The following is a 25247-nucleotide window of genomic DNA, read 5'->3' as shown; positions in this document are numbered from 1 at the left end:
GCGGGATCGTCCGAAAAGACCGCGCCCGCGGTTCACGCGAGGCGGGGGCCGGGCGCACGGCCCCGACCGCCGATCGGCAGGTCGCGGCCTACCCTTCGCAGCCTACCGATGTCGGGCGCGCGCCGGGGACGTCCGGCGGCGGGGCGGTGCCCGCGCGCCGGTCGGGGGCCGGGTCGTCACGGGCGATACGCGCCATGTCACAGCATGCGCACGATTCGACGTCGGCTCGGGCGGCGCGGGGCGCCGCCGGGGTGCCGCGAGGTTACGCTGAAGGCCGTCCGAGCAGGCCGGTTCCCGGTCCGCCCTCGACCCCCGACCCGTTCCCGCGCCGTGTTCTCCGGGGGGAGTGCCTCCAGCCATGTTCCGCCACGTGCGGCGGGCCGCCGCGGCGGCCCTCGCCCTCGCCGTCGCCACCGGGGCGCCCGCCCCGGCCGCGGCCGAGGACCTGTCCCGGGTCGCCCCCGACTCCACCCCCGGCGCCACCGTGCTGCTGGCAGGCGGCGAGGCCGCCGAGACCACGCTGTACCGGCTGGCCGTGGGCGAGGGCGCCGAGGTGGCCGCCTACTGCGCCGACGTCAGCACGAGCGTGCGGCCCGAGGCGGCCTACGTCGAGGCGGCGTGGTCGGACCCCCTGGCGCCGGCCGGCGCGGCGGACTCCGCCGGCGCGGTGGGCTGGATCGCCGCGCACTCCTACCCCAACGTGGACCTGGCGGACCTGCGGGCCGAGAGCGGCGCGCGGGCGCTGACCGAGGCCCAGGCCATCGCCGGCACGCAGGCCGCGATCTGGCACTTCACCAACGGGCTGGCCCTGGAGTCGGGCCGGGGCGGGCGCGGCGGCGGCGCCGGTAACGCCGTGCCGACCGTGCGGCTGTACGAGCACCTGGTGGCCGGCGCCGCCGAGACCGAGCGTCCCGCGCCCGAGCCCGGGCTGCGGGTCACCCCCGAGCGGGTGAAGCGCGCCGACCCCGCCGAGCCCATCGGTCCGCTGACCGTACACACCTCGGCGCTGGGGCCGGTGTCGGTGTGGGTGCGCGGCGCCCCCGAGGGGCGGCTGACCGACGCCGACGGCGACGCGGTGGCGCGGCTGGGCGACGGCGACCGGTTCTACCTGCGGCTGCCAACGGACGCGGGCGCGGGCGTGGCCACGGTCTACGCCGGGGTGGCCGACTCCGTGGTGGCCCCCGGGCGGCTGTTCGTGGGGCGCGACGGGGTGAGCACGCAGCCGCTGGTGGCGGCGGGCAGCGCCATGGCGGGCGCGACGGCCTCGGTGAAGGTCGACTGGGCGCCGGCGGAGCCCGGAGCGCCCTCGGCGCCGGCCTCCCCCGCGCCCGAGGCGGAGCCGGCGGCACCGGCCCCCTCCTCGGCGCCGCCCTCGACGGCGCCGGAGCGGACCGAGCCCTCTCCCTCAGGGTCCACCGACCCGATGGTGGTGGCCGAGGACCGCCGCCCGCCGGAGCGGCTGGCCTCCACCGGGACCTGGCTGGGGACGATCGTCATCGTCGGGCTGGCCCTGGTGGCCGTCGGGGCGGCGGCGCTGTACCTGGGCCGGCGCCGCCGCGACCTGTGATCTGCGCCGCCGGGCGGGGGCGGCGCGCCACCCGGTGTTCGCCCGGCCGGGGTTGCGCGGAAGGTCCCGAATTCCCCTTCGGCGTTCCCCTGAAACCGGTGCGGCGCGAATTTGGGCCTGTCATCGGCCGTACCGCCGTTCTCGGCGCCCCTGGCGTCGGCACACTGCGCGCGGTGACGGACAGCGTTCACTCCGTTCCGAATAACGGACAGCACAGAACAGATCCGTGTGAATTTGGCGAAGCAGGTTGGAAGCCCGGAATTGGGTCGCTAGTATCTGGCGGTGCGGTCGTTGAGCACTCGCCGACGCGGCCCCCCGCTACCGTCATCGGCGATCCGTGCACCCACGCCCCAAGGCGTCAGATTCACTCTCGGCCGAACACCGCACCAGAAACCGCGTCCCTGGACGCACCGCCCCTGGGTCGGCCGATAGCTGTTTCATCCCGTGAACTGGGAAAACAGCAATGTCCGGTTTCCCCTAATTGCACCGGGACTCGATTTGACCATGACGATTCACCCCCACTCTGCCACGCGCCGCACCCGCGTGGTCACCAAGTTCGCGGCCACCGCCGCGGCCGCGGCCCTGGCTTTCGGCGTCTCGACCATGCCCGCCTACGCGGACGGCGCGATCGGGAACTACGAGGGCAACGGCGAGAACGGCCTCAAGGTCCAGACCACCAAGGGCGAGGTCGGCACCACCCTGTTCGACCTGGTGCTCGAAGACGGCACGGTCCTCAAGACCTACTGCATCGACTTCGAGACCAACATCCGCAAGGCGGAGTACCAGGAGGACGACTGGGAGACCTACCCCGGCAAGGGCGAGTTCAGCCAGCCGGCCAAGGTCCACTGGATCCTCCAGAACTCCTACCCCCAGGTCGACGTCGCGACGCTGGCCCAGCAGAGCGGTGTCGCCGGCCTGAACCAGAAGCAGGCGCTGGCCGGCACCCAGGCCGCCATCTGGCACTTCAGCAACGGCATCGAGCTGAAGGACGGCAACAACGCCAACGTCCAGGCGCTCTACGACTACCTGGTCGAGAACGCGGTCGACGAGCCGCAGACCGCCGAGCCCAACATCTCGCTGAGCATCTCCCCGGCCTCGGCCGAGGGCACCGCCGGCGAGACCATCGGCGAGTTCACGGTCGAGACCACCGCCGAGTCCGTCCCGCTGACCCTTGAGGGCCCCGAGGGCGTCGAGCTGGTCGACCTGGAGACCGGCGAGCCGGTCGAGAGCGTCGGCAACGGCGGCACGTTCGGCATCGCGGTTCCCGAGGGCACCGAGCCCGGCTCCGCCACGGTCTCCGCGTCGGTCTCCACCGAGGTCCACGCCGGCCGCCTGTTCCGCGGTACCGGCAACAAGCCCACCCAGACCCTGATCACCGCCGAGAAGGGCGAGGTCAGCGTCGACGCGGGCGTCAGCGTCAACTGGACCGCCGGCAGCCAGCCGAGCCCGAGCCCGTCGCCCAGCCCGAGCGAGACCCCCAGCCCGACCCCGAGCGACACCCCGAGCCCGTCGCCCAGCGAGACCCCCAGCCCTTCGCCCAGCGAGACCCCTGACGACCAGGCCCCGCCGGAGGACGAGGACGAGGGCGGTCTGCCCGTGACCGGTGCCGCCATCGGCGGTCTGGTCGCCGCGGCCGTCGCCGCTCTGGGCACGGGTGGTGCGGCCATGTACCTGAGCCGCAAGCGCCGCAGCTCCTCCGCCGACTCCGCCGAGTAAGTCTCCTCGGCTGAGTAGTCCCGACCTGTCGGGACCGGACAGCGGGTGAGTGCCCGCCGCCGCACCACGCGGCGGCGGGCACTCTGCTTTTCCGGCCCCGCCCTGCGGGGGACAGCGAAACGGGCGCCCGGCCCCTTCGGTCGAAGGGGCCGGGCGCCCGTTGTCCTTCCTCCAGCAGTGGTGCGTGCGGAGGCCGGCCGCTAGACCGCGAACGCGCTGCCCGCCAGCAGCGGGCCGCCGCGGCGGTCGGCCAGCGCCGCCTCCACGGCCGCCGCCACGCGGTAGGTGCGGTCGTCGGCCAGCGCCGGCGCCATGATCTGGAGGCCCACCGGCAGGTTGTCCTCGTCGGCCAGGCCGCAGGGCACCGACAGCGCGGCGTTGCCGGCCAGGTTGGCCGGGATGGTGCACAGGTCGGCCAGGTACATCGCCATCGGGTCGCCGGTGCGCTCGCCCAGCGGGAACGCCGTGGTGGGCGTGGTGGGCGAGACCAGCACGTCGACGTTCTCGAACGCGGCGTCGAAGTCGCGCTTGATCAGCGTGCGCACCTGCTGGGCCGAACCGTAGTAGGCGTCGTAGTAGCCGCTGGACAGCGCGTAGGTGCCCAGGATGATCCGCCGCTTGACCTCGGGGCCGAAGCCCTCGGCGCGGGTCAGCGACATGACCTCCTCGGCGCTGCGGGTGCCGTCGTCGCCCACCCGCAGGCCGTAGCGCATGGCGTCGAACCGGGCGAGGTTGGAGGAGCACTCGCTGGGCGCGATCAGGTAGTAGGCGGCCAGCGCGGCGTCGAAGCTGGGGCAGGAGACCTCGACCACCTTGGCGCCCAGCGACTCCAGCAGCTCCACCGCCTCGGTGAACCGGCGCAGCACGCCGGGCTGGTAGCCCTCGCCGCCCAGCTCCTTGACCACGCCCACGCGCAGGCCCTCGACGTCGGCGCGCCGGGCGGCCTCGACCACCGGCGGCACGGGCGCGTCGACGGAGGTGGAGTCGCGGGGGTCGTGGCCGGAGAACGCCTCGTGCAGCAGCGCGGCGTCGAGCACGTTGCGGGCCAGCGGGCCGGGGGTGTCCAGCGACGACGCGAAGGCGATCAGCCCGTAGCGGGAGGACCCGCCGTAGGTGGGCTTGGCGCCCACCAGACCGCACACGGCCGCCGGCTGGCGGATGGACCCGCCGGTGTCGGTGCCGGTGGCCAGCGGCGCCTCGAACGCGGCGACGGCCGCCGAGGACCCGCCGGAGGACCCGCCGGGGATGCGGTCGAGGTCCCAGGGGTTGCGGGTGACGCCGTAGGCGGAGTTCTCGGTGGAGGAGCCCATGGCGAACTCGTCCATGTTGGTCTTGCCCAGCACCACCATGCCGGCCTGGCGCAGCCGCGCGGTGACGGTGGCGTCGTAGGGCGGGCGCCAGCCCTCCAGGATCCTGGAGGCGGCGGTGGTGGGCATGTCGGCGGTGGTGAAGACGTCCTTGTGCGCCACCGGCACGCCCGCCAGCGGGCCGGGGTCCTCGCCGGCGGCCAGCCGGGCGTCGACCGCGCGGGCCTGCGCCAGGGCGGTGTCGCGGTCCACGTGCAGGAACGCGTTGACCTGGCCGTCGACCTCGGCCACCCGGTCGAGGTAGGCGCCGGTGGCCTCTTCGGCGGAGGTCTGGCCGGAGCGCACGGCCGCGCCCAGCTCGGCCGCGGTCATCCGCACGATCTCGCTCGCGGTCACTCTTCCTCCCCCAGGATCTGCGGCACGCGGAAGCGCTGGTCCTCCACCGCGGGCGCGCCCGCCAGCGCCTGGTCGGGGGTGAGCCCCTGGTGCGTCTCGTCGGGGCGGTAGACGTTGGTCAGCGGAAGGGCGTGCGAGGTGGGCGGGATGTCGCCCTGGGCGACCTCCTGCACCTTGGCCACAGCCGAGATGATCTCGTCAAGCTGGGCGGCGAGCTGGTCCAGCTCGTCCTCGTGCAGCGCCAGCCGCGACAACCGGGCGAGGTGCGCGACCTCATCGCGGGTGATGGCGGACATGAATGGCAACCGTTTCTTCGGCGGAATCGGACGTGCCCGCCCCGCCAAGGCACCCGCCTGGGGCGGCGGCGCCGCGCGGGCGGCGGCTCGGCGGATCGGGACAGCTCAATCCTATTGCCGCGCGGGCGGCGGCTGGGGCGGTCGGCGGCGGCGGGCGGGCTTACCGGGTGCGGCTGTGCTCGGTGGGTTCGCCGGAGGCCCCGCCCAGGGTGGTGTAGGGGCCGCCGTGCTCGGCGAGCCAGGGGGCGACCTGGTGGGCCTCCAGGGGCGAGGCGAAGTGGCGGCCCTGGGCGGCGTAGCAGCCCATGGCGCGCATGTCCTCGGCCACGCGCTCGGACTCCACGCCCTCGGCGACGGCGCGCATGCCCAGGGTGCCCACGAGGTCGACGGCCGAGCGGACGATCAGGTGGCCGTCGGGGTCGGCGAGGCTGCGCCGCACGAACGACTCGTCGATCTTGATCTCCTCGACGGGCAGCCCGCCCAGCCGGGCCAGGGTGAAGTAGCCGGTGCCGAAGTCGTCCAGGGCCAGGGCGATCCCGAGGTCGGCCAGCGCGAGGATGGTGGGGGTGACACCGTCGGCCTCGGCGACCATGACGCGCTCGCTGATGTCCAGCCGCAGCGCCTGGGGCGCCACCCCGTGGCGGCGCAGCGCGGCGGCGACGATGTCGGGCAGGGTGGGGTCGAGGAGTTCGCGGGCGGAGAGGTTCACGGCCACGGGGAGTTCGATGCCCTCGGCCCACCAGCGGGCGACCTGGGGCAGGGTGCGCTCCAGGACCTCGTGGGTGAAGCTGCGCATCAGGTAGGACTGCTCGACCAGCGGCACGAAGTCCTCGGGCGGCAGCACGCCGCGCTGGGGGTGGCGCCAGCGCACCAGCGCCTCCAGGCCTACGGTGCGGTGGTCGGCCAGGCGGACCTTGGGCTGGTAGAACATCTCCAGCTCGTCCTCGACCAGGGCGCGGCGCAGCTCGCCGAACAGGCTGAGCCGGGCGGTGGAGTTGCGGTCCTTGTGCTGCTCGTACAGCTCCACCCCGGTGCGGTGCTCCTTGGCGACGTACATGGCGACGTCGGCGCGCTGCATCAGCAGCTCGAAGTCGGGGGCGTGGTTGGGGTAGAGGGCGATGCCCACGCTGGCCTCAAGGTCGAAGTCCATGCCGTCCAGGCGCATGGGCTCGGCCAGGGAGACCCGCAGGCGGGTGGCGACCTCGCGGGCCGAGGCGGGGTCGCGGACCTGGGGCAGCAGCACGGCGAACTCGTCGCCGCCCAGGCGGGCCACGAGGTCGCCGGGGCGCACGCTGTGGGTGAGGCGGCGGGCCACGGTCTGGAGGAGGCGGTCGCCGGTGGGGTGGCCCAGGGTGTCGTTGACCTCCTTGAACCGGTCGAGGTCGAGCAGCAGCAGCCCCACGCGGTGCTTGCGCAACTGGGCCTCGCTGAGGGCCTCCTGGGTGCGCAGGATGAGCAGCTTGCGGTTGGCCAGGCCGGTCAGCTCGTCGTGGTTGGCCTGGTGCTCGCGCTTCATCGACAGGGTGGCGCTGGTGTAGAGCGCGGCCAGCGGGAAGAAGAACAGCGGCACCAGCCAGACCTCGTGGACCATGGCCACCGACACCAGCGGGGCCAGGCTGAGCAGCACCCCGTGGACGAACAGCCGCTGGCCGAGGTCCTTGCGCAACACGGCGCCCAGCGGGGAGCGCTCGTGCATGGCCACCGCCGACTCCACCAGCACGAGGTTGCAGACGTAGTAGACGGCGCCGGCGGCGGCGACCGCGGCGAGGTCGGGGCCCTTGGCCACCCAGGGGTGGACCGCGCTGCCGGGGACGATGAGGCGCAGCACGGCGTCGGCCGCGCCGAAGCTGAGGGCGTACTGGGCGATGTTGAACAGGACGCGGTGGGGGGCGTGGCCGCGGGCCACGCCCGCGATGGCGGTGGCGGTGGCCTGCACCAGGCCGGCCACCGGCAGGCCGAAGGACAGCAGCAGCGCGAAGGAGAACGGCAGCGAGGTGGGCGCGCCGTTGTCGGCGGGGGTGCTGGGCGAGGCGATCGGCCGGAGTTCGCCGATGACGACCATGCACAGCATGAGCCAGATCAGCGGCGAGGCGCCGAGGACCTGCAACCGGTCCACGCCGTAGACGAAGAGCGCGACGCCGAGGAGCGCGCCCCCGGCCACGGTGATGCCGGCGAGGTAGAGCCACAGCGGCGTCCCGACCCGGGGACCGAGGTCCCGGGTGCTAGTGGGATCCAACATAGACGTCCTCTGGGGGTTTCATGGTGCCCCGACCGGTCCCGGTGCCGCCGTGAGGGTGGGCGCCTGCGGCGGGGCGGTCGTTGACGTTCACTGCTGCGGTCACCCCCAAGACCGGTGTGGATGGCTCCGCGAAGGGGCGGACGACCGACCGACTACCGTTTCAGCTTACGACGCTTCATCACCAGGTGTCGCCGAACGGGGACTTTCGGTGAAGCGGACATCACCTGGGCCGATCGCCCCATTCGACCTGAAATACTGCGACAGGTAGCCTAGTGATCGCGCATCGTAGACGCTACTGCCTGCGCGAACAACATTCGGTGGCACGGTCGGCCGCGCCCGGCCGCATCCCCTCTGAGCACACCTATTCCGCGGCGAGCCGCCGCTCGGTGGCCGCTTCCGGCCCCTGCTCCAGGAGCACGCGGAAGCCGTCCTCGTCCAGGATGGGCACCCCGGCCTGCACGGCCTTGTCGTACTTGGACCCCGGGTTGTCGCCGACGACCACGAAACCGGTCTTCTTGGAGACCGAGCCGGTGACGCGTCCACCGCGCTCGGCCACGGCCTCGGTGGCCTCGTCGCGGCTGAAGCCGGCCAGCGATCCGGTGACGACCACGGTGACGCCGTCGAGCGGGCGGGGGCCGCCGGCGCCCTCCTCCTCCATGCGCACCCCGGCCGCCCGCCACTTGCGGACGATCTCGCGGTGCCAGTCGACGGCGAACCACTCCTTGATGGAGGCGGCGATGGTGGGGCCCACCCCGCTGACCGACGCCAGCTCCTCCTCGGAGGCGGCGCCGATGGCCTCGATGGAGCGGAAGTGGCGGGCGAGGTCCTCGGCCGCGCGCGGGCCGACGTGGCGGATGGACAGCGCCACCAGCACCCGCCACAGCGGGCGCTGCTTGGCCTGCTCCAGCTCCACCAGGAGGTTCTCGGCGGTCTTCTTGGGTTCGCCGTTCTGGTTGGCGAAGAAGGTGACGACCTTGGGTTCGCCGGTCTTGGGGTCGCGCTTGGGCTCGGTGGTGTCGGGGTCCAGCACCAGGGACTTGATCGGCAGGAGCTGGTCCATGGTGAGGTCGAAGAGGTCGCCCTCGTCGCGCAGCGGCGGGGTGGGCGGGTGCAGCGGCTGGGTCAGCGCGGTGGCCGCGACATAGCCCAGCTCCTCGATGTCGAGGGCCTTGCGGCTGGCGATGTAGAACAGGCGCTCGCGGCGCTGGCCGGGGCAGTCGCGGTGGTTGGGGCAGCGGAGGTCGACGTCGGCCTCCTTCTGCCGGCCCAGCGCGGTGCCGCACTCGGGGCAGGTCTCGGGCATGACGAACGCGCGCTCGGTGCCGTCGCGGCGCTCGACCACCGGGCCGACGATCTCGGGGATGACGTCGCCGGCCTTGCGCAGCACGACGGTGTCGCCGATGAGGACGCCCTTGCGGGCGACCTCCTGGGCGTTGTGCAGGGTGGCGAACTCGACCTCGGAGCCGGCCACGCGCACCGGCTCCATGACGCCGTAGGGGGTGACCCGGCCGGTGCGCCCGACGTTGACGCGGATGTCGACCAGCTTGGTGGTGACCTCCTCGGGCGGGTACTTGTAGGCGATGGCCCAGCGCGGGGCGCGGCTGGTGGAGCCCAGCCGGCGCTGCACGGCGACGTCGTCGACCTTGACGACCACGCCGTCGATCTCGTAGGCGGGGTCGTGGCGGTGCTCGGCGTAGTACTCGATGTACTCGCGGACCTTGGCGATGTCGGGGACCACGCGGTAGCGGTCGCTGACCGGCAGGCCCCAGTCGCGCAGGAGGTCGTAGACGTGGGACTGGTGGGTGAACTCCACGCCCCGGTGCGCGCCGACGCCGTGCACGAGCATGCTCAGCGGGCGGGTGGCGGTGACCCGGGGGTCCTTCTGCCGCAGCGAGCCGGCGGCGGCGTTGCGGGGGTTGGCGAAGGGGGGCTTGCCGTCGTCGGCCAGGCGGGCGTTGAGGGCTTCGAACGCCTCGCCGGGCAGGAAGACCTCGCCGCGGACCTCCAGCAGTTCGGGGGCCGGGCGCACGGAGTCGTCCAGGTGCACGGGGACGGCCTCGATGGTGCGGATGTTGAGGGTGATGTCCTCGCCGACGCGGCCGTCGCCGCGGGTGGCGGCGCGGACCAGGCGGCCCTTCTCGTACACGAGGTCGACGGCCAGGCCGTCGATCTTCAGCTCGCACAGGTAGGCGTCGACGGGGGCCTCGGACTCCACCCGGTGCACCCAGGCGTCCAGTTCGTCGGGGGCGAAGGCGTTGTCGAGGCTCTGGAGGCGCTCCAGGTGCTCGACGGCGGCGAAGTCGACGCTGATGGGCGCGCCGACCTTCTGGGTCGGGGAGTCCTGGGTGACCAGGACGGGGTGGCGCTCCTCGATGCCGACCAGCTCGCGCATCAGAGTGTCGTACTCGGCGTCGGAGATGACCGGGTTGCCCATGTAGTACCGGTAGCTGTGGTCGTCCAGCTCCTGGCACAGGAACGTGTGGCGCTCGCGCACCTCGGCGGGGACCTCGTCGGCGGCTGCGGGCTGTTCAGCGCTCACCCTGGGTGTCCTTTCCAACGTCGCTAACGCCGTGGTTCCTCGCGCAGCACCCGCGCCCCCTGGCGGCAGGCGTCGAGTGCGGCGCGCGCGTGGTCGGGTGCGGCCCGGCCCAGTCCGCAGGTGGGTGTGACGACCACCGCGCGGGTGAGGAGTTCGGGGGCCAGGCCGATCCGATTCCACAGCTCACGTACAGGATCGACGTTATCGGCCGGGTCCGACAGAATGCCGCCGGCACTCGCCACGACACCCGTAAAAAGACCCACGCCCGCCTCCAGGGCGGTGCCGATGTGGTCGTCCTGGGCGGGGTCGAGCAGGGTGGCGTCGAGACTGATCGCCCGGGCGCCCGAGCGGCGCAGCAGGTCCACCGGCACCGCGCGGGCGCAGCAGTGGGCCACGGGGACCGCGCCGGCGTCGGCCACCGCGTCGAACAGCGCGCGCAGCCGCGCCTCCACGGTGACGCGGTCGGGCGCGGGCAGCCGCCGGTACCCGCTGGCGCTGGGCACGGCGCCGGTGAGCACGGCGGGCAGCGCGGGCTCGTCGACCTGGACGAGCAGCCGCGCACCGGGCACCCGCCGCCGGACCTCGGCGATGTGGGCGATGGCGCCCTCGGTGAGCGAGGCGGCGAGGTCGGCGACGGCGCCGGGGTCGTCCAGCGCCTTCTCGCCCGAGCGCAGCTCGACGGAGGCGGCCATGGTCCAGGGCCCGGCGAGCTGGATCTTGAGCGCGCCGGAGTAGTCCTGGGTGTGCTCCTCCAAAGCGTCGAGGTCGCGGGAGAGGTGGCCGCGCGCCCGCTGGAGGTCGCGGCCGGGGCGCCGCGCCACGGCCCAGCCCGAGGGCCGGACCTCCACCGGCAGGTCCACCAGCAGCCCGCCGGTGCGCCCGATCATGTCGGCGCCCACGCCGCGCTCGGGCAACTCCGGCAGGTGCGGCAGCTCGGGCAGCTCGCCGACCACCGTGCGCACGGCCTCGTCGGGGTCGGTGCCGGGGTAGGAGCCCACGCCGGTTGCGCTGGTCGGCGGCCAGGGGTAGTCCAGGTCCTTCACGGGTCACCAGGTTAGAGGGCGCGGCGCCCGGCCGCGCACCGCCGAGGCGGGCGGGCGCGCGGCCCCGCCGCACGCCGGCGGGGCCGCGCGCGCTCACTCGGCGATGCCGAACCGTGCGTGCAGGCGCCGCAGCGGGCGCGGCGCCCACCAGTTGGCGCGCCCGGCCAGGCGCATCAGCACCGGCACCAGTACGGCCCGGATCAGGGTGGCGTCGACCACGATGACCAGCGCCATGCCCAGGCCCAGCATGACCAGGTACATCACCCCCGAGGTGGCGTAGGCGGCGAAGGACGCGGCCAGGATGACGGCGGCGGCGGTGATCAGCGGGCCGCTGCGCTCCAGCCCGGCGGCCACGGCGGCGGTGTTGTCGCCGGTGCGGTCGTACTCCTCCTTGATGCGGGCCAGCATGAACACCTCGTAGTCCATGGACAGCCCGAAGGCGACGCAGAACATCAGCAGCGGGAAGGTGGGCTCCAGGGTGCCGATGGCGGTGATCCCCAGCGCGCCGGCGAGGTTGCCCTCCTGGAACACCCACACCAGGGCGCCGAACATGACCGCCATGCTCAGCACGTTGAGCGCGATGGCCTTGAGCGGCAGCAGCAGGCTGCCGGTCATCAGGAACAGGACGGCGAAGGTGACGGCGAGGATCAGGCCGAACACCAGCGGGACGGCCTCGACCAGCCCGGTGCGGAAGTCGTTCAGCTCGGCGGGGTAGCCGCCCACCAGGACGGGGCCGGGGCCGGGCGGGTCGACCGCGCGCACCTCGGCCAGCAGCGCGTCGACCGAGCCCACGCCCTCCAGCGCGGCGGTGGCCGGGACCGCCGAGAACCAGGTGGCCTCAGGAGAGGCGAACCGCCGCGCGGCGGCGCCGGGCTCGCCCACCCGCTCGCCCTCGACGTAGACGCCGGTGAGCGCGTCGACCTGGGCGATCCCCTCGATCCGCGACAGCTCGGCGGCGTAGCCGGCGATGGCCTCGGCGTTGGCGGCGGTGCCGGGCAGGTCCTCGGCGACGATCTGGACGGCGTCCATCTCCTCCTGGGGGAAGTTGGCGCGGATCTGGTCCTGCACCTCGCGGCTGGAGGTGCCCGGCGGCAGCACGCGGTCGTCGGGCAGGCCGAAGGACAGGTTGAGGACGGGCGCGGCCAGCACCAGCAGCACCGCCAGCGCGGGGATCCCGTAGAGGAGGGGGCGGCGCATCATCCGCACGGCGGTGGAGTGCCACCACCGCGCCCCGCTCCCCCGGCCGTCCAGGCTGCGTGCCCGCACGCGGGCGCCCAGCCGTGCCAGGGCGGCGGGCATGATCACCAGCGCGGCGAAGACGGAGGTGGCCACGACCGCCGCGCCGGCGTAGCCGAAGGAGCGCAGGAACGGGAAGGGGAACAGCAGCATGCACAGCAGCGACACCGCCACGGTCACGCCGCTGAAGGCGACGGTGCGCCCGGCGGTGGCCACCGCCTGCTCCACCGCCTCGGGCACGGTGCGGCCCGCGTCGAGTTCCTCGCGGAAGCGGTTGATGACGAACAGGCAGTAGTCCACGCCCAGGCCCAGGCCCATCACCAGCGCGAGGTTGGCGGCGAAGGTGGAGACCTCGGTGGCGGCGGCGACCCCCCGCAGCAGCGCCAGGGTGGCCACCACGGAGAACAGGCCCATGCCCAGGGTGAGCGCGGCGGCGGGCAGGCGGCGGTAGATCACCCACAGAAGGACCAGGACCATCGGCAGCACGATCGCCTCGGCGGTGAGGAAGTCGGCCCGCGCCTGCTCGGCGGCCTGGCGGAAGACCTCGTCTCCGCCGCCCACGGCCACCCGGATGTCGGCCCGCTCCAGGGTGTACTCGGCGGACAGCCCGGCCAGCCGGGCGCGCGCCTCGGTGACGTCGCCCGAAAGCCGGGCGACGATCAGCGCCTGGGTGCCGTCGGCGCCGCGCATCGACGGCGACTCCCCGCGCGACCAGTAGGAGGCGGTCTCGGCCACGCCCTCCTCGGCGGCGAACGCGCGCTCCACGGCGAGCCCGGCCTCGCGTACATCCGGGGAGTCGACGGTGCCCTCGGCGGCGGTGACCAGCAGCAGCACGCCCTGGGTGCCGGTGCCGAACTCCTCCTCCAGGACCTCGGCGGCGCGCAGCGACTCCGAGCCGGGGCTGACGAACCGGCTGAGCACGAGCCGGTCGAGGATCCCGGCGGCCGCGACCAGGGCGACGAGCGTGAGCACCGCCGAGGCCAGCAGCACGGTCCCGGATCGGCGTGCGGTGAACCGGCCCAGCCGCCGCAGCGCGGAGGGCCGCAGGCCGGACGGGGGGCTGGGCGGAGGGCCGGGCGGGGGGCGGTCGGTGGTGACGGGGGGTCGGGTGGTGGACACGTCTGCTGCGCTGCCTTCCGGAGTGGGACGACCCGAGGGCGCGAGACCCGAGGGCACGAGAGGGGCGCGGCCGGGGTGTCCCGGGCGCAGCTACTGTATATACAGCGGATGATAGTGAGTCAATATCGTATGTATTACCCATTATCTGTGGACAGGGACCGCCCCGGGAAAGCGGAATCGGCGGCAAAGGGGGTGGCGGTGGGGCCGTGCGGGAACGGGGCACGGAGCGGGGGCTCGGGTGGCGGCGCGGGAGGCCGCAGGTCAGGCCCGTGCCGCAGAGGGGCGACCGGGCAGCCGGATACGGGCGAGCCGTGGGTCAGGCGGCGGAGGACGCCGAAGGCGTGTCGGCCTGGTCCGTCGAGTCCTCGGCGGACGCGGCCCCGGCCCGGGCGCGGCGGCGCCGCGCCACCAGTACCCCCGCGACCACCGCGACGACCAGCACCGCACCGGCGGCCACCGCCAGTTCGGGCGAGCGCAGGAAGAGGTCCCACCACACCGCGAGGACGGCCAGGCCGCCGAGGCTGTAGATGGCCGCCCAGCCCGCGCAGCCGGGCAGCATGGCCACCAGGTAGCGCACGAACGACATGCGCATGGCACCGGCCGCCAGGTGGATGGCGGTCTGGAAACCCACGGTGGCATAGGAGACGGTGACCACGGGCGGGCCGAACCGGTTGATCAGCGCCTCGGCGCGCGCGAGGCGGTCGCCGAGCCGCCGCCCGGCGCGCGAGCGGTGCAGCCCCGCGCCCAGCCCCCGGCCGATCCAGTACGTGGCCTGGGTGCGGGCGAAGACGATGACGAAGAGCGCGGCGTAGACGATCCAGAAGGGCTGGCCGTTCAGGAACTCGTACTCCATCGCACCCCTCCGTACCCGGATCAGGAAACCATGCTATGCCTTACCTAACCTGTACGGAGGTCGACGTCGTCCGATTGTGGCCGACCCGACGCCGAGGCAGGCGAGGCGGCCGAGGGAGGGAGAAGGAGAGAGAAGGAGAGACCGGCAGGCCGGGGCGCGACGACACCGCTCAGCCCCGCTGTGGGGCGAGGGTGGCGACGGGGCACCAGGGGAAGGCGCAGACCCGGGTCCGCGACGGTCGGTACTCAGAGCGGGTGGCCAGGCCACCGTTCCCCAAGGGGGTCACCGACTTCACCCGGGTGGAGAGGGCTGAGTTGGACCGGGTGGAGGGGCTGCTCAACACCCGCCCGCGCAAGACGCTGGGGTATCGCACCCCGGCCGAGAAGCTGGACGAACTGCTAGTCGCAACAACCCATTGACACCAAGGCCCCTTTGTCCGGTTGGAGAAGCGGGCCGCTGCGGATCATCGTGCGCTCGCGGTTGGAATGGCGGCAACGCCGCCCGCCCCCGGGCGCCCGGCACCCTCGGCGCACCGTCGCCGACATCAGCCACCGGCCGCGCGAACCGATCACCGCAGGCCCCGGACCACCCGCCGCCGTCGCCGCCCCGTCACCACCACCGGCCACCCGCTCCGAGACCCGTTGACCGCGCGCCCAAGGCACTGCCGCCTTCGCTGCCCCGCTGCGACCTAAGCCATCCGCCCCGGGAACCGATCACCGCGCACCCGAGCCATCCGCCGCCCTCGGCGCCCCGTCCCCTTCACCAACCACTGAGGCGCGGGCCGGTGATCGCTTCACCCGGCGGCTAGACCCGGGTGCCGTGTTCGCGGCGGGCGGTGGCGGCGATGGTGCCCGATCCCAACACCGTGTCGCCGTCGTAGAGCACGGCGGCCTGGCCTGCCGCGACGCCCGTCGCGGGCTCGTCCAGTTCGATCACCAGGCGGCCGTCGCGCTCCACCGCGCGGCAGCCGTACACCTCGCCGTGGGCGCGCAACTGCACCTGGCAGGCGGTGGGCTCGGTCAGCGGCGCGCAGCCGCTCCACACCGGGCGCTCGGCGGTGATCTCGTCCACCTTCAGGGAGTCGCGCGGCCCCACCGTGACCGTGTTGTTCACCGGCTCGATGGACAGCACGTAGCGGCGCTCCACGGCGCCCCCCAGGTTGAGGCCCTTGCGCTGGCCCACCGTGAACGTGTGCGCGCCCTGGTGGGTGCCCAGCACCGCGCCGGACTCGTCCTTGATCGGGCCGGGCTCGCCGCCCAGCCGGTCGTTGAGGAACCCGGCGGTGTCGCCGTCGGCGATGAAGCAGATGTCGTGGCTGTCGGGCTTGTCGGCCACCGCCAGCCCGCGCCGCTCCGCCTCGGCCCGGACCTCGGCCTTGGTGCAGTCGCCCAGCGGGAACATGGCGTGGGCCACCTGCTCGCGGGTGAGCACGCCCAGCACGTAGGACTGGTCCTTGTCGAGGTCGACGCTGCGCCGCAGGCGGCCGTCGACCTTGCGGACGTGGTGGCCGGTGCACACCGCGTCAAAGCCCAGCGCGATCGCGCGGTCCAGCACCGCCGCGAACTTGATCTTCTCGTTGCAGCGCAGGCACGGGTTGGGGGTGCGGCCCGCCGCGTACTCGGCGACGAAGTCGCTCACCACGTCGCGGTCGAACTCCTCGGCCATGTCCCACACGTAGAAGGGGATGCCGATGACGTCGGCGGCGCGGCGGGCGTCGCGGGAGTCCTCGACCGTGCAGCACCCGCGCGCGCCGCTGCGGTAGGACTGCGGGTTCTTGGAAAGGGCCAGGTGGACGCCTGTGACGTCGTGGCCGGCCTCGGCGGCCCGGGCGGCGGCCACGGCGGAGTCGACGCCGCCGGACATGGCGGCCAGTACGCGCAGAGTCATAGCGCCTCCAGCCTATGTCCTGGCGGGGACCGCCTCGACGGGGTGCCCGCCGGACCGGCGCGCGCGGACGGGCGCGCCCCCGAACCGCGTGCGCCCGAACCCCCACGCACCCAAAACCGCCGCCCGCCCGGACCGGCGCCCGTCCCATCCGGCCCGCCCCCGCGCCGCGCGGGGACCTTCTGGCGCGCCCGCCGTGGCGTTCTGCGAAAATCAGGGCCATGGCTCTGTTCCGTCGCCGCCGCTCGCAGCAGTCCGAATCCGCCGTCGCCGTGGACGAGTTCTGGCGCCAGTGGCCGGAGTTCCGGACCGCCCTGGCGGCCTCCCTCGACAACGGCACCCCGCCGCCCGAGGACGTCGCCGAGCGGGTGTCCCAGGCGGTGGCCCGGATCCACCCCGACCTCAACTGGGAGGTCTCGGCGGCCCCGCGCGACGCCGACTCCGACCTCGGCGACCTCGGCCTCGACGACGACACCGACCCCGGGCGGCTGATGGCGCGCATGGCGGCGCTGGACGACCCCCTGGCCTCGCTGGAGAGCGGGTCGGCGCACGCGCTGGTGCTCACCGCCGGCCCCGACGACCAGGCGCGGGTGCTGACCGAGCGCTGGGCGCGGGCGGCCCCCGAGGAGCCCGGCTGGCGGTTCTTCCCCGCGCTCCCGGCCGACCCCGGGCGCCTGGCGCGACCCCTGACCTGGGACGACCACGAGTTCGACCTCGCGCACAGCAGCGTTTCCATGCGCGTGGACCAGCGGCGCAGCAAGGTCGAGGTGGGGGTCTACCACCCCGACTTCATGTTCGTGTCCGAGGACACCCGCTCCGGCCTGGCCGACCACGTCGTGATGCTGGCGCTGGGCGAGGACGACTACGTGCGCTGGGTGGGCAAGGTCGAGCCGCTGGTGGAGAAGCCGCTGGACCCGCTGCCGCCCTCCTCCATCCCCTCCGTGGTGCGCCAGCTCTCCGGGGCGCTGGGCGGCTGGGTGACCCTCCAGGGCCGGGTGCCGCTGCGCGGCGTCATCGAGATCGCGGTGCGCCACCCCCTGCACCGCCGCGACTTCCCGGCGCTCACCCTCTACGCCCACGTGGTGCTGCCCTACGCCGCCAGCGACGGCGACCGGCTGCCCACCGAGCCCTCCACCACCGCGCTGGAGGAGTTCGCCACCGGGCTGCGCACGCTGCTGGGCGACAACGGCGCGCTGCTGGCCCAGCAGACGGCGGGCGGCCAGCGGCAGTTCTACTTCTACATCGACCCCGACTCCGGGGTGATGGCCGACTTCGAGGCGGCCGTGCGCGACTGGGGCGAGGGCCGGGCGGTGGTGCAGAGCCGGCTCGACCCCGAGTGGCAGACCATCGAGCAACTGCTGCGGCCCATCCGGGGGCAGTTGGAGCGCTGAGCGGGCGGCTGAGCCGGGCGGGCACCCGCCCGGCGCCCCCGTACCCCGTCCCCGGTACCCGGTCCCCGGGGCGGCCCCTCAGCCCTCGCTGCGGGCCTCAGCCCCCGGTTGGCCTCAGCCGCCCGCCTCAGGCGGCGCGGCGCTTGCGGCGGGCGGCCCGCGCGCGCTCGACCACCGGGCCGATGGCCTCGCCCAGCGCCGCCACGTCGGCCGCGCCGGAGTCGCGCCCCAGCGAGAACCGCAGCGAGCTGCGCGCGGTCTCGGGGTCGGCGCCCATGGCCAGCAGCACGTGGCTGGCCTGGGCCACCCCCGCCGAGCACGCCGACCCGGTGGAGCACGCGATGCCGCGCGCGTCCAGCAGCATCAGCAGGGCGTCGCCCTCGCAGCCGGGGAAGGACAGGTGCGCGATCCCGGGGAGGCGCTCGGTCGGGTGGCCGTTGAGGACGGCGTCGGGCACCCGCTCCCGCACCGCCGCCACCAGGGAGTCGCGCAACTCGGCCAGGTGGCGGGCGTGGGCGGCGCGTTCGGCGACCGCCAGCCGCAGCGCGGTGGCGAACCCGCGCAGCAGCGGGGTCATGAGGGTGCCCGAGCGGATCTCGCGCTCCTGGCCGCCGCCGTGCAGCACCGGGGCCGGCTCCACGCCGCGCGCCAGCAGCAGGGCGCCCGCGCCCACCGGGCCGCCGATCTTGTGCGCGCTGACGGTCAGCGCGGAGACCCCGGACTCGGCGAAGGACACCGGCTGGGAGCCCACCGCCTGCACGGCGTCGGTGTGGAAGGGGATCTGGTACTCGCGGGCCACCGCCGCCAGCTCGGCCACCGGCTGGACGGTGCCGACCTCGTTGTTGGCCCACATCACCGACACCAGCGCGACGTCGTCGGGATCGCGCTCCACGGCGGCGCGCAGCGCCTCGGGCGCCACGCGGCCGTGGCGGTCGACCGGGATCTCCTCGTAGACGGCCCCCTGGTGGTCGGCCATCCACCGGGCGGGGTCCAGCGCCGCGTGGTGCTCCACCGCGCTGACGAGGATGCGCCGGCGGCGCGGCGAGGACTGGTGGCGCCACCAGTAGAGGCCCTTGACGGCGAGGTTGTCGGCCTCGGTGCCGCCGGAGGTGAACACCACCTCGTTGGGGGTGCAGTCGAGGGAGTCGGCGACGCTCTCGCGCGCCTCCTCGACGGCGCGGCGGGCGCGGCGGCCGGCGCCGTGCAGCGAGGAGGGGTTTCCGAGGTGGCCGAACTCCTCCGTCATGTCCGCGACTGCCTCGGGACGGACGGCGGTGGTGGCGGCGTGATCCAGGTACACCATGGCGGTGTCCAGCATACGGCGGCGCACCGGGTGGCCTCGGCCGCGCCCCGGCCTTCGCGCCTCACCCCGGGGAGCCCGCGCCCCGACCGCCCCGGCCCGCCCGCCCTCCCCCGCACGCGCCCCTCCCCCGGACACGCCGCGGCCCCGGGCGGCGGCTGCCTCCCGGGGCCGTGCGGACGCCCGCGGGCGCCCTGCCGGCGCCGCGCGGACGCACCGCGCCGGCGCCGTGCGGCGCTCACCTGCGCTTGTTGATCTCCTCGGTGAGCTGCGGCGCCACCGTGTGGAGGTCGCCGACCACGCCGAAGTCGGCCAGCTCGAAGATGGGGGCCTCGGGGTCCTTGTTGACCGCGACGATGTTCTTCGAGGTCTGCATGCCGGCCCGGTGCTGGATCGCGCCGGAGATCCCCAGGGCGACGTACAGGTTGGGGCTGACGGTCTTGCCGGTCTGGCCGACCTGGAACTGGTTGGGGTACCAGCCGGAGTCGACCGCCGCGCGCGAGGCGCCCACGGCCGCGCCGAGGGCGTCGGCCAGGTTCTCCACGACGGTGAAGTCGTCGGAGCCCACACCGCGCCCGCCCGAGACCACGATCGCGGCCTCGGTCAGCTCCGGGCGCGCGCCCTTCTCCTGCACCACGCGCTCGACCACGCGGGCGGCGGTGGCGGCGGCGGACAGCTCCACCGACACCTGCTCCACCTCGGCCTGGGCCGGGGCGGGCTCGGCGGGCACGGAGTTGGGCCGCACCGCCACGACGGGCACGCCGGTGCGCACCCGGGCGTGGGTGACCACGGCACCGCCGAAGACGCTGTGCTCGGCCACGAGGTCGGCCGTGAGGTCGACCACGTCGGTCAGCACGCCCGAGCCGAGCTTCACGGCGGCGCGCCCGGCGACCTCCTTGTTCTCGGGGGTGGCCGAGACCAGGACGGCGGCGGCGGACTTCTCGCGGGCGAGGTGGGCCAGCAGTTCGGCCTTGGGGGCCACCACGTAGTCGTTCAGCTCGGCGGAGGCGGCGTAGACCTTCACCGCGCCGAACTCGGCGAGGCGGGCCTGGGCCGCCTCGGCGCCGTCGCCGATCCACACCGCCGAGGGCTCGCCGACACGGCGGGCGGCCGTCAGCAGCTCGGTGGTGACCTTCTTGACCTCACCGTCGACGTGGTCGACGAGGACGAGGACTTCAGCCATGTCAGTCAATCCTTCCTGTCTCGCCGGACCTACACGAACTTCTTCTCGGCGAGGAAGTCGGCGGCCTTCACGCCGCCGTCGCCCTCGTCCTTGATGACGGTGCCGGCGGCGCGGGGCGGGGCCGGCGCGAAGTCGACGGTCTCGGTGGCCGCGTTGCCCAGGCCGACCAGGGCGGTGTCGATGCCGGCGTCGGCGGCGCTCAGCTTGGCGACCGGCTTCTTCTTGGCCTGCATGATGAGCTTGAACGACGGGTAGCGCGGCTCGTTGATCTTCTCGACGACCGACACCACCGCCGGGAGCTGCGCCTCGACCACGTCGTGGCCGTAGTCGGTGGCGCGCTGGATGCGGATGGCCTGGCCGTCGACGTCGACCTTGCCGGCGAGGGTGAGCTGCGGCAGGCCGAGGTACTCGGCCAGCGCCGCGCCGACGATGCCGGTGCGCGCGTCGGTGGACTCCGAGCCCAGCACGACGAGGTCGAACTCCAGGGTGCCCAGCGCCTTGGACAGGGCGTAGGCGGTCTGGAGGGCGTCGGAGCCGTGCAGGGCGTCGTCCACGAGGTGGACGGCCTTGTCGGCGCCCATGGACAGGGCCTTGCGGATGGAGTCGGTGGCCTGGTCGGGTCCCATCGTCAGGATGGTGACCTCGCCGCCGTGCTTCTCCTTGAGGAGCAGCGCCTCCTCGATGGCGTACTCGTCCAGCTCGTTGATGACGCCGTCGGACGCCGCGCGGTCCAGCGTGTTGTCATCGGACGAGAGCTTGCGCTCGGTCGCCGTGTCCGGGACCTGCTTGACCAAAACGACAATATTCATGGCCGGTGGCCGACCTCCCCTGCACTCCATGCGTCGCCCACTCGGACGGCGCGGACGCCTGGCGCGTCCGTGGCCCCTAAGGGTGCCAAATGCAATCGATGCCATCGGGTGGCGGGGCGGCGTTCACGTCACGCCTCCCGCCTGCGTACTCTGCCTTCCACCCCGATGTTACTGGCTGGTAGCCCCCGGGGCGAACCCGCCCCCGCCCCAGCGGCGCAGGCGGCGCCGCCGAGCCCGGTCGGCGCCGCGCGGGCGGGGCTCAGCCGCCGAACAGCGCCCAGTTGGAGGGGCCGCCGGGGATCAGCCAGTAGGAGTGCGCGCCCAGGCCGTAGGACAGCACCAGCAGGGCCAGCAGCACCGGCACCACGATCGCGCCCCAGTAGACGTAGGTGTTGCGCACCGCGATGCCCTCGATGGTGGAGCGGGCCTGGCGCATGGCGCCCCGGCCGTTGGGCCCCACGAAGCTGAGCAGCACCACCAGGCCCAGGGCGTAGGCGGTGACGTTGTTGGGGTTGTTGGTGCCGGTCATCAGGCCGATGACGATCCCCACCACGATCCCGGCGAGCAGGTAGCCCAGCCCGTAGAGCAGGGTGCGGCCCAGGGTGCGCAGCACCGCCCACGGCATGCTCAGCGCGATCACCATGTGGTCGGAGCTGCGCGGGCCCCGGGTCTGGAGCCGGCGGGCGTGCTCGACCTTGACGGTGTCGAGCGCGCCCAGCACCGAGGCGGCGAGCACGCCGACCAGCACGCCGATGTCGGGGATGGCCAGGGTGAACCCGGTGAGGAAGGCGAGCACGGGGATGATCAGCAGCCACGGCAGGTGGCGCGGCTCATCCTCGTAGTCGTCGTCCTCGGCGTCGTCGTCGGTGTCGATGTAGTCGCTGAGGCGGTCGCCGCCGCCCCGGCGGAAGCGGGTGAGGAACCCGCCGCGGTCCTCTTCGTCGTCGTCCTCGTCGCCGTAGCGGCCGACCTGGCCGGCGCGGCGCTCCTCGACGGGGGTGAGGATGTCGCGGAACTCCTCGGGGCGCAGCGTGGAGTTGAAGAACTGGGTGCGCGGCGCCATCTGGTCGTCGTCGGCGTCGTCGGCGGTGTAGGGGCCGGCCTGGCCGGTTTCGCGCTGCACCAGGTCGTCGGGGTCGGCGCGCATGGTGTGCTCGGCGCCGCCCGATCCGGCGGCCATCGTGCGGTCGGCGCCACCCGATCCGGCCGCCATCGTGCGGTCCGCACCGCCCGGCCCGGCCGCCATCGTGCGGTCCGCACCGCCCGGCCCGGCCGCCATCGTGCGGTCGGCGCCACCCGATCCGGCGGCCATCGTGCGGTCGGCACCGCCGGGAAGGTCGGTGCCGGGGGTGTCGGCGCCCATGGCCGACCCGGCGAGCGCTCCGGCGCCGGCGCCCGCGGCGGCCCCGGCCGCGCCGGCGGCGGCCGCGCCCCAACCGGTGGCGCCGCCCCCGCCGTGGTCGGCGGTGCGCCCGCCGGCGGAGTGGTGGGGCGCCTGCACGGTGTGGTTGCCGGTCAGGCCGCTGCCGGTGTAGGCGGCGTCCTCGGTCCAGGGGAGGTCGAGGTTGAGGCGGCCGGTCTGGGCGACGAGCTGGGCGGCGGTGGGCCGGGCCGACATGTCGCGCGAGACGGCGGCCTCGACCAGCGGCTGGAGCGCCGAGGGCATGCCGTCGAGGTTGATCTCGCCGTTGAGGATCCGGAAGAAGATCACCTCGAAGGACCCCGCGCCGTAGGGGGGGTGGCCGGTGGCGGCGAAGGCCACGGTGGCGCCCCAGGCGTGGATGTCGGTGGCCGGGCCGAGGTCGGTGCCCTCGATCACCTCGGGCGACAGGTAGCTGGGCGTGCCCACGAACGTGCCGGTCTGGGTGAGCTTGGCGCCGTCGACGGCGTGGGCGATCCCGAAGTCGATGACGATGGGCTCGCCGTTGGAGATGATGACGTTGCCCGGTTTGAGGTCGCGGTGGATGACCTCGACGGCGTGGATGTCGTCGATCGCCCGCGCCAGGCCGCTGACGAACCGGGTGAGCGCGCGGCCCCGCAGCGGCCCGTGGTCGGTCACGGTGGAGTCGAGGGTGGGGCCGGGGATGTACTCGGTGACGACCCACGGCAGCTCGGCGTCGGTGTCGGCGTCGATCACCTCGGCGACGTTGCGGCTGTGCACGCGGCGCATCGTGGCGACCTCGCGGGCCAGGCGCGCGCGGGCGATGTGGTCGCCGGCGACCTCGGAGCGCAGCACCTTGATCGCGACGAGCCGGTCCTGCCGGGGGTCGACGGCTTGGTACACGACGCCCATGCCGCCCTGGCCGATACGGCGGCGGATCAGGTACGGGCCGACGCGTTCCGGCAGCTCCTCGCTCTCGGGGAAACCTGCCGACATTGCCATTGCGAATTCATCCCCTCAAACCTGGCACACCACGACTTCCAGCCTATCCGCTGCGGGATGGCCGGGCCGGAGGCCGGAGGCCGGGCCCCGGGGGGTCGGCTCCGCCACCGCTCACGCTCAACAAGCACCACGTCGTCCGGCGCCGCCGGACGGGGTTCCCGCCCCAGGGCGGGCGCCCTGGCCGGCGCGCACCGGCCGGACCGCTCGGCCGCGCACGGCCGGCCGCGGCCCAGACCGCTCTGCACGGCGTTCGGGCGACCACATGAGTATGACGCAGATAAACCGGCGCTGGTTCCGGATCCGCGCCGCGGCCGGGGTTGGCGGCGGCGGACTCGGTCACGCGCCGGGCGCCCGGCGGTACGGGGCGCCCGGCGGGAGCGGGCGGTGGGGCGGGCGCCCCGGCGGGGGCTCACCCGCCGGGGCGCGCGGCCGGGGCGCGGCGGCGGCGCGACGGTGCGGCAACGCTCGCCCGGGCTCGCCGGGGTGCGCCGAGGTGCGCGGCGGCGCCGCGCGGGCTCAGTCGGTGCGCACGCCGAGCCCGGCGAGCGGCTGGGCGCCGGGCAGTTCGGCCAGGTCGGCGCCGGGCAGCACCAGCTTGGAGCCGCGCAGGCCGCTGCCCACGACCACGTGCCCGGCCTCCAGCACGGCCTCGTCGACCAGAACCGGCCACTCGGCGGGCAGGCCGATGGGGGTGATGCCGCCGTACTCCATGCCCGTGGCGGCCACCGCGTCGTCCTGCGGGGCGAACGACGCCTTGCGCGCCTCCAGGTGGCGGCGGGCCACCCCGTTGACGTCGGCGCGGGTGGTGGCCAGCACCACGCAGGCGGCCATGCGCACCTGCCCGGCGCGCTTGGCGGCGATGACGACGCAGTTGGCCGAGGCGCCCATCGGGATGCCGTAGGCCGCCGCGCAGTTGGCGGTGTCGGCGAGGTCGGGGTCGATGGGCGCGACCAGCACCCGGTCGGCCGGCGCCCACTCGCGCAGGGCGGCCGCGACCGGCGCCGCCACCAGGTCCTCGCGCTCCAGCGCAGGCTCGGTCTTCAATCCCCACATGGCTGTCGTCTCTCTCGTCGGTGGTTGGCTGTGCCGCCCAGGGGCGGCGGGAGCGCGCCCGCGCGGGCCGCACGGGTCGCGCGGACTGCCGGAGGCGGGCGCGCCGGTGGTGCGGTCAGCGGCCCGAGAAGCGCGCCTTGCCTGGGCCGTGCTCCACGAAGCCGCGCATGCCGGTCTTCTGGTCCTCGGTGGCGAACAGCCCCGCGAAGTGCAGCCGCTCGATCTCCAGACCGGTGTCCAGGTCGGTCTCCAGGCCGTCGTCGATGGCCTGCTTGGCGGCGCGCAGCGCCAGCGCCGGGCCGTTGGCGTAGCTGGCCGCCATGGCGACGGCGTGGGCGTAGACGTCGCCCGCCGGCACGATGGCGTCGATCAGGCCCATGGCCAGCGCCTCGGCCGCGCCGACGTGGCGGCCGGTGAAGATCAAATCCTTGGCGCGGGCCGGCCCCACCAGGCGGGGCAGCCGCTGGGTGCCGCCGGCGCCGGGGATCACGCCCAACTGGATCTCGGGCTGGCCCAGCTTGGCGTCCTCGGCGGCCACGCGGAAGTCGGCGCACAGCGCGACCTCCAGGCCGCCGCCCAGGGCGTAGCCGGTGATGGCGGCGACCACGGGCTTGGGGATCCGCGCCACGGCCGTGCACGCCCCCTGGAGGACCCGGGAGTGGGCGGCCATATCGGCGTAGCCCATCTCGGCCATCTCCTTGACGTCGGCGCCGGCCGCGAAGACGCGCTCGCCGCCGTAGAGCACGACGGCGCGCACGGAGTCGTCGTCGGCCACCCGGCGGGCGGCCTCGGCCAGTTCGCGCTGCATCCGGCCGTTGAGGGCGTTCATCTTGGGTCGGTTGAGGCGGACGACCGCCACGGCCGGGGTCTCCGGGTCCCGCTCCACACCGACGAACTCGCCCGAGGTCTCGTCCACACCACTCACCCGGCACT

The 25247-nt window shown here is 74.3% G+C and carries 18 protein-coding genes; 4 read left to right on the top strand and 14 right to left on the bottom strand.

Annotated features, from left to right (window positions below; genetic code table 11):
- The first annotated feature begins 358 nt into the window (after positions 1-358).
- On the top strand, positions 359-1567 hold the full coding sequence (locus tag LG943_RS01830; protein WP_270070369.1) for a thioester domain-containing protein: 1209 nt from the start codon (positions 359-361) through the stop codon (positions 1565-1567).
- A 504-nt stretch (positions 1568-2071) separates the two neighbouring features.
- A complete protein-coding gene (locus LG943_RS01825) occupies positions 2072-3283 on the top strand; it encodes a thioester domain-containing protein (RefSeq protein ID WP_270070368.1) in 1212 nt (403 codons plus the stop codon).
- A 200-nt stretch (positions 3284-3483) separates the two neighbouring features.
- On the opposite strand, the gene gatA is transcribed toward LG943_RS01825, so the two are convergent.
- The 7 genes from gatA to LG943_RS01790 form a co-directional block, all read right to left on the bottom strand.
- A complete protein-coding gene (gene gatA / locus LG943_RS01820; RefSeq protein WP_270070543.1) occupies positions 3484-4962 on the bottom strand; it encodes an Asp-tRNA(Asn)/Glu-tRNA(Gln) amidotransferase subunit GatA in 1479 nt (492 codons plus the stop codon).
- Between the two features lie 20 nt (positions 4963-4982).
- The gene (gene gatC / locus LG943_RS01815) at positions 4983-5282 is read right to left on the bottom strand and encodes an Asp-tRNA(Asn)/Glu-tRNA(Gln) amidotransferase subunit GatC (RefSeq protein WP_270070367.1); all 300 of its coding nucleotides are present in this window, start codon (positions 5280-5282) and stop codon (positions 4983-4985) included.
- A 160-nt stretch (positions 5283-5442) separates the two neighbouring features.
- Positions 5443-7521 (bottom strand): putative bifunctional diguanylate cyclase/phosphodiesterase, encoded by a 2079-nt coding sequence (locus tag LG943_RS01810; protein ID WP_270070366.1) that lies wholly within the window; start codon positions 7519-7521, stop codon positions 5443-5445.
- 361 nt (positions 7522-7882) lie between these two features.
- Complete coding sequence (gene ligA / locus LG943_RS01805; protein ID WP_270070365.1) at positions 7883-10060, bottom strand: NAD-dependent DNA ligase LigA; 2178 nt, start codon at positions 10058-10060, stop codon at positions 7883-7885.
- A 23-nt stretch (positions 10061-10083) separates the two neighbouring features.
- Entirely contained in the window at positions 10084-11103 is a 1020-nt protein-coding gene (locus tag LG943_RS01800; protein ID WP_270070364.1) for a methionine synthase, read from the bottom strand.
- A gap of 93 nt (positions 11104-11196) precedes the next feature.
- A complete protein-coding gene (locus LG943_RS01795) occupies positions 11197-13458 on the bottom strand; it encodes an MMPL family transporter (protein ID WP_270070363.1) in 2262 nt (753 codons plus the stop codon).
- A gap of 316 nt (positions 13459-13774) precedes the next feature.
- Positions 13775-14311: a DedA family protein gene (locus LG943_RS01790; RefSeq protein ID WP_270070362.1), complete on the bottom strand. Its 537-nt coding sequence runs from the start codon at positions 14309-14311 to the stop codon at positions 13775-13777.
- A 254-nt stretch (positions 14312-14565) separates the two neighbouring features.
- Here LG943_RS01790 and LG943_RS01785 point away from each other — a divergent pair, with 254 nt between their 5' ends.
- The gene (locus LG943_RS01785; protein WP_408648530.1) at positions 14566-14730 is read left to right on the top strand and encodes a hypothetical protein; all 165 of its coding nucleotides are present in this window, start codon (positions 14566-14568) and stop codon (positions 14728-14730) included.
- A gap of 385 nt (positions 14731-15115) precedes the next feature.
- Here LG943_RS01785 and mnmA read toward each other — a convergent pair whose 3' ends face one another.
- A complete protein-coding gene (mnmA, locus tag LG943_RS01780; protein WP_270070361.1) occupies positions 15116-16198 on the bottom strand; it encodes a tRNA 2-thiouridine(34) synthase MnmA in 1083 nt (360 codons plus the stop codon).
- Between the two features lie 218 nt (positions 16199-16416).
- Here mnmA and LG943_RS01775 point away from each other — a divergent pair, with 218 nt between their 5' ends.
- Positions 16417-17586, top strand: a complete 1170-nt coding sequence (locus tag LG943_RS01775; RefSeq protein WP_270070360.1) for a DUF695 domain-containing protein — start codon at positions 16417-16419, stop codon at positions 17584-17586.
- Positions 17587-17713: 127 nt separating this feature from the next.
- On the opposite strand, the gene LG943_RS01770 is transcribed toward LG943_RS01775, so the two are convergent.
- From LG943_RS01770 to LG943_RS01745, 6 genes are all read right to left on the bottom strand, one after another.
- Positions 17714-18889: a cysteine desulfurase family protein gene (locus LG943_RS01770; RefSeq protein ID WP_270070359.1), complete on the bottom strand. Its 1176-nt coding sequence runs from the start codon at positions 18887-18889 to the stop codon at positions 17714-17716.
- Between the two features lie 235 nt (positions 18890-19124).
- Positions 19125-20069: an electron transfer flavoprotein subunit alpha/FixB family protein gene (locus LG943_RS01765; RefSeq protein WP_270070358.1), complete on the bottom strand. Its 945-nt coding sequence runs from the start codon at positions 20067-20069 to the stop codon at positions 19125-19127.
- A 29-nt stretch (positions 20070-20098) separates the two neighbouring features.
- A complete protein-coding gene (locus LG943_RS01760; RefSeq protein ID WP_270070357.1) occupies positions 20099-20878 on the bottom strand; it encodes an electron transfer flavoprotein subunit beta/FixA family protein in 780 nt (259 codons plus the stop codon).
- A 259-nt stretch (positions 20879-21137) separates the two neighbouring features.
- Positions 21138-23261 (bottom strand): serine/threonine-protein kinase, encoded by a 2124-nt coding sequence (locus LG943_RS01755; RefSeq protein WP_270070356.1) that lies wholly within the window; start codon positions 23259-23261, stop codon positions 21138-21140.
- Positions 23262-23777: 516 nt separating this feature from the next.
- Positions 23778-24314, bottom strand: coding sequence for a YbaK/EbsC family protein (locus tag LG943_RS01750; protein WP_270070355.1), 537 nt, complete (start codon positions 24312-24314; stop codon positions 23778-23780).
- A gap of 115 nt (positions 24315-24429) precedes the next feature.
- Positions 24430-25239, bottom strand: coding sequence for an enoyl-CoA hydratase/isomerase family protein (locus tag LG943_RS01745; protein ID WP_408648529.1), 810 nt, complete (start codon positions 25237-25239; stop codon positions 24430-24432).
- Positions 25240-25247: the final 8 nt, after the last annotated feature.

Origin of the sequence: Streptomonospora mangrovi (assembly GCF_027604915.1) — a bacterium.
In the GTDB taxonomy this organism is placed as follows: domain Bacteria; phylum Actinomycetota; class Actinomycetes; order Streptosporangiales; family Streptosporangiaceae; genus Streptomonospora; species Streptomonospora mangrovi.
This window is presented reverse-complemented; position numbering and strand designations above follow the sequence as displayed.

Coding starts and splice junctions, on each gene's coding strand:
- LG943_RS01830 (WP_270070369.1), top strand. CDS start 359: ATGTTCCGCCACGTGCGGCGGGCCGCCGCGGCGGCCCTCGCCCTCGCC.
- LG943_RS01825 (WP_270070368.1), top strand. CDS start 2,072: ATGACGATTCACCCCCACTCTGCCACGCGCCGCACCCGCGTGGTCACC.
- gatA (WP_270070543.1), bottom strand. CDS start 4,962: ATGACCGCGGCCGAGCTGGGCGCGGCCGTGCGCTCCGGCCAGACCTCC.
- gatC (WP_270070367.1), bottom strand. CDS start 5,282: ATGTCCGCCATCACCCGCGATGAGGTCGCGCACCTCGCCCGGTTGTCG.
- LG943_RS01810 (WP_270070366.1), bottom strand. CDS start 7,521: ATGTTGGATCCCACTAGCACCCGGGACCTCGGTCCCCGGGTCGGGACG.
- LG943_RS01790 (WP_270070362.1), bottom strand. CDS start 14,311: ATGGAGTACGAGTTCCTGAACGGCCAGCCCTTCTGGATCGTCTACGCC.
- mnmA (WP_270070361.1), bottom strand. CDS start 16,198: ATGACTCTGCGCGTACTGGCCGCCATGTCCGGCGGCGTCGACTCCGCC.
- LG943_RS01775 (WP_270070360.1), top strand. CDS start 16,417: ATGGCTCTGTTCCGTCGCCGCCGCTCGCAGCAGTCCGAATCCGCCGTC.
- LG943_RS01770 (WP_270070359.1), bottom strand. CDS start 18,889: ATGGTGTACCTGGATCACGCCGCCACCACCGCCGTCCGTCCCGAGGCA.
- LG943_RS01765 (WP_270070358.1), bottom strand. CDS start 20,069: ATGGCTGAAGTCCTCGTCCTCGTCGACCACGTCGACGGTGAGGTCAAG.
- LG943_RS01760 (WP_270070357.1), bottom strand. CDS start 20,878: ATGAATATTGTCGTTTTGGTCAAGCAGGTCCCGGACACGGCGACCGAG.
- LG943_RS01755 (WP_270070356.1), bottom strand. CDS start 23,261: ATGGCAATGTCGGCAGGTTTCCCCGAGAGCGAGGAGCTGCCGGAACGC.
- LG943_RS01750 (WP_270070355.1), bottom strand. CDS start 24,314: ATGTGGGGATTGAAGACCGAGCCTGCGCTGGAGCGCGAGGACCTGGTG.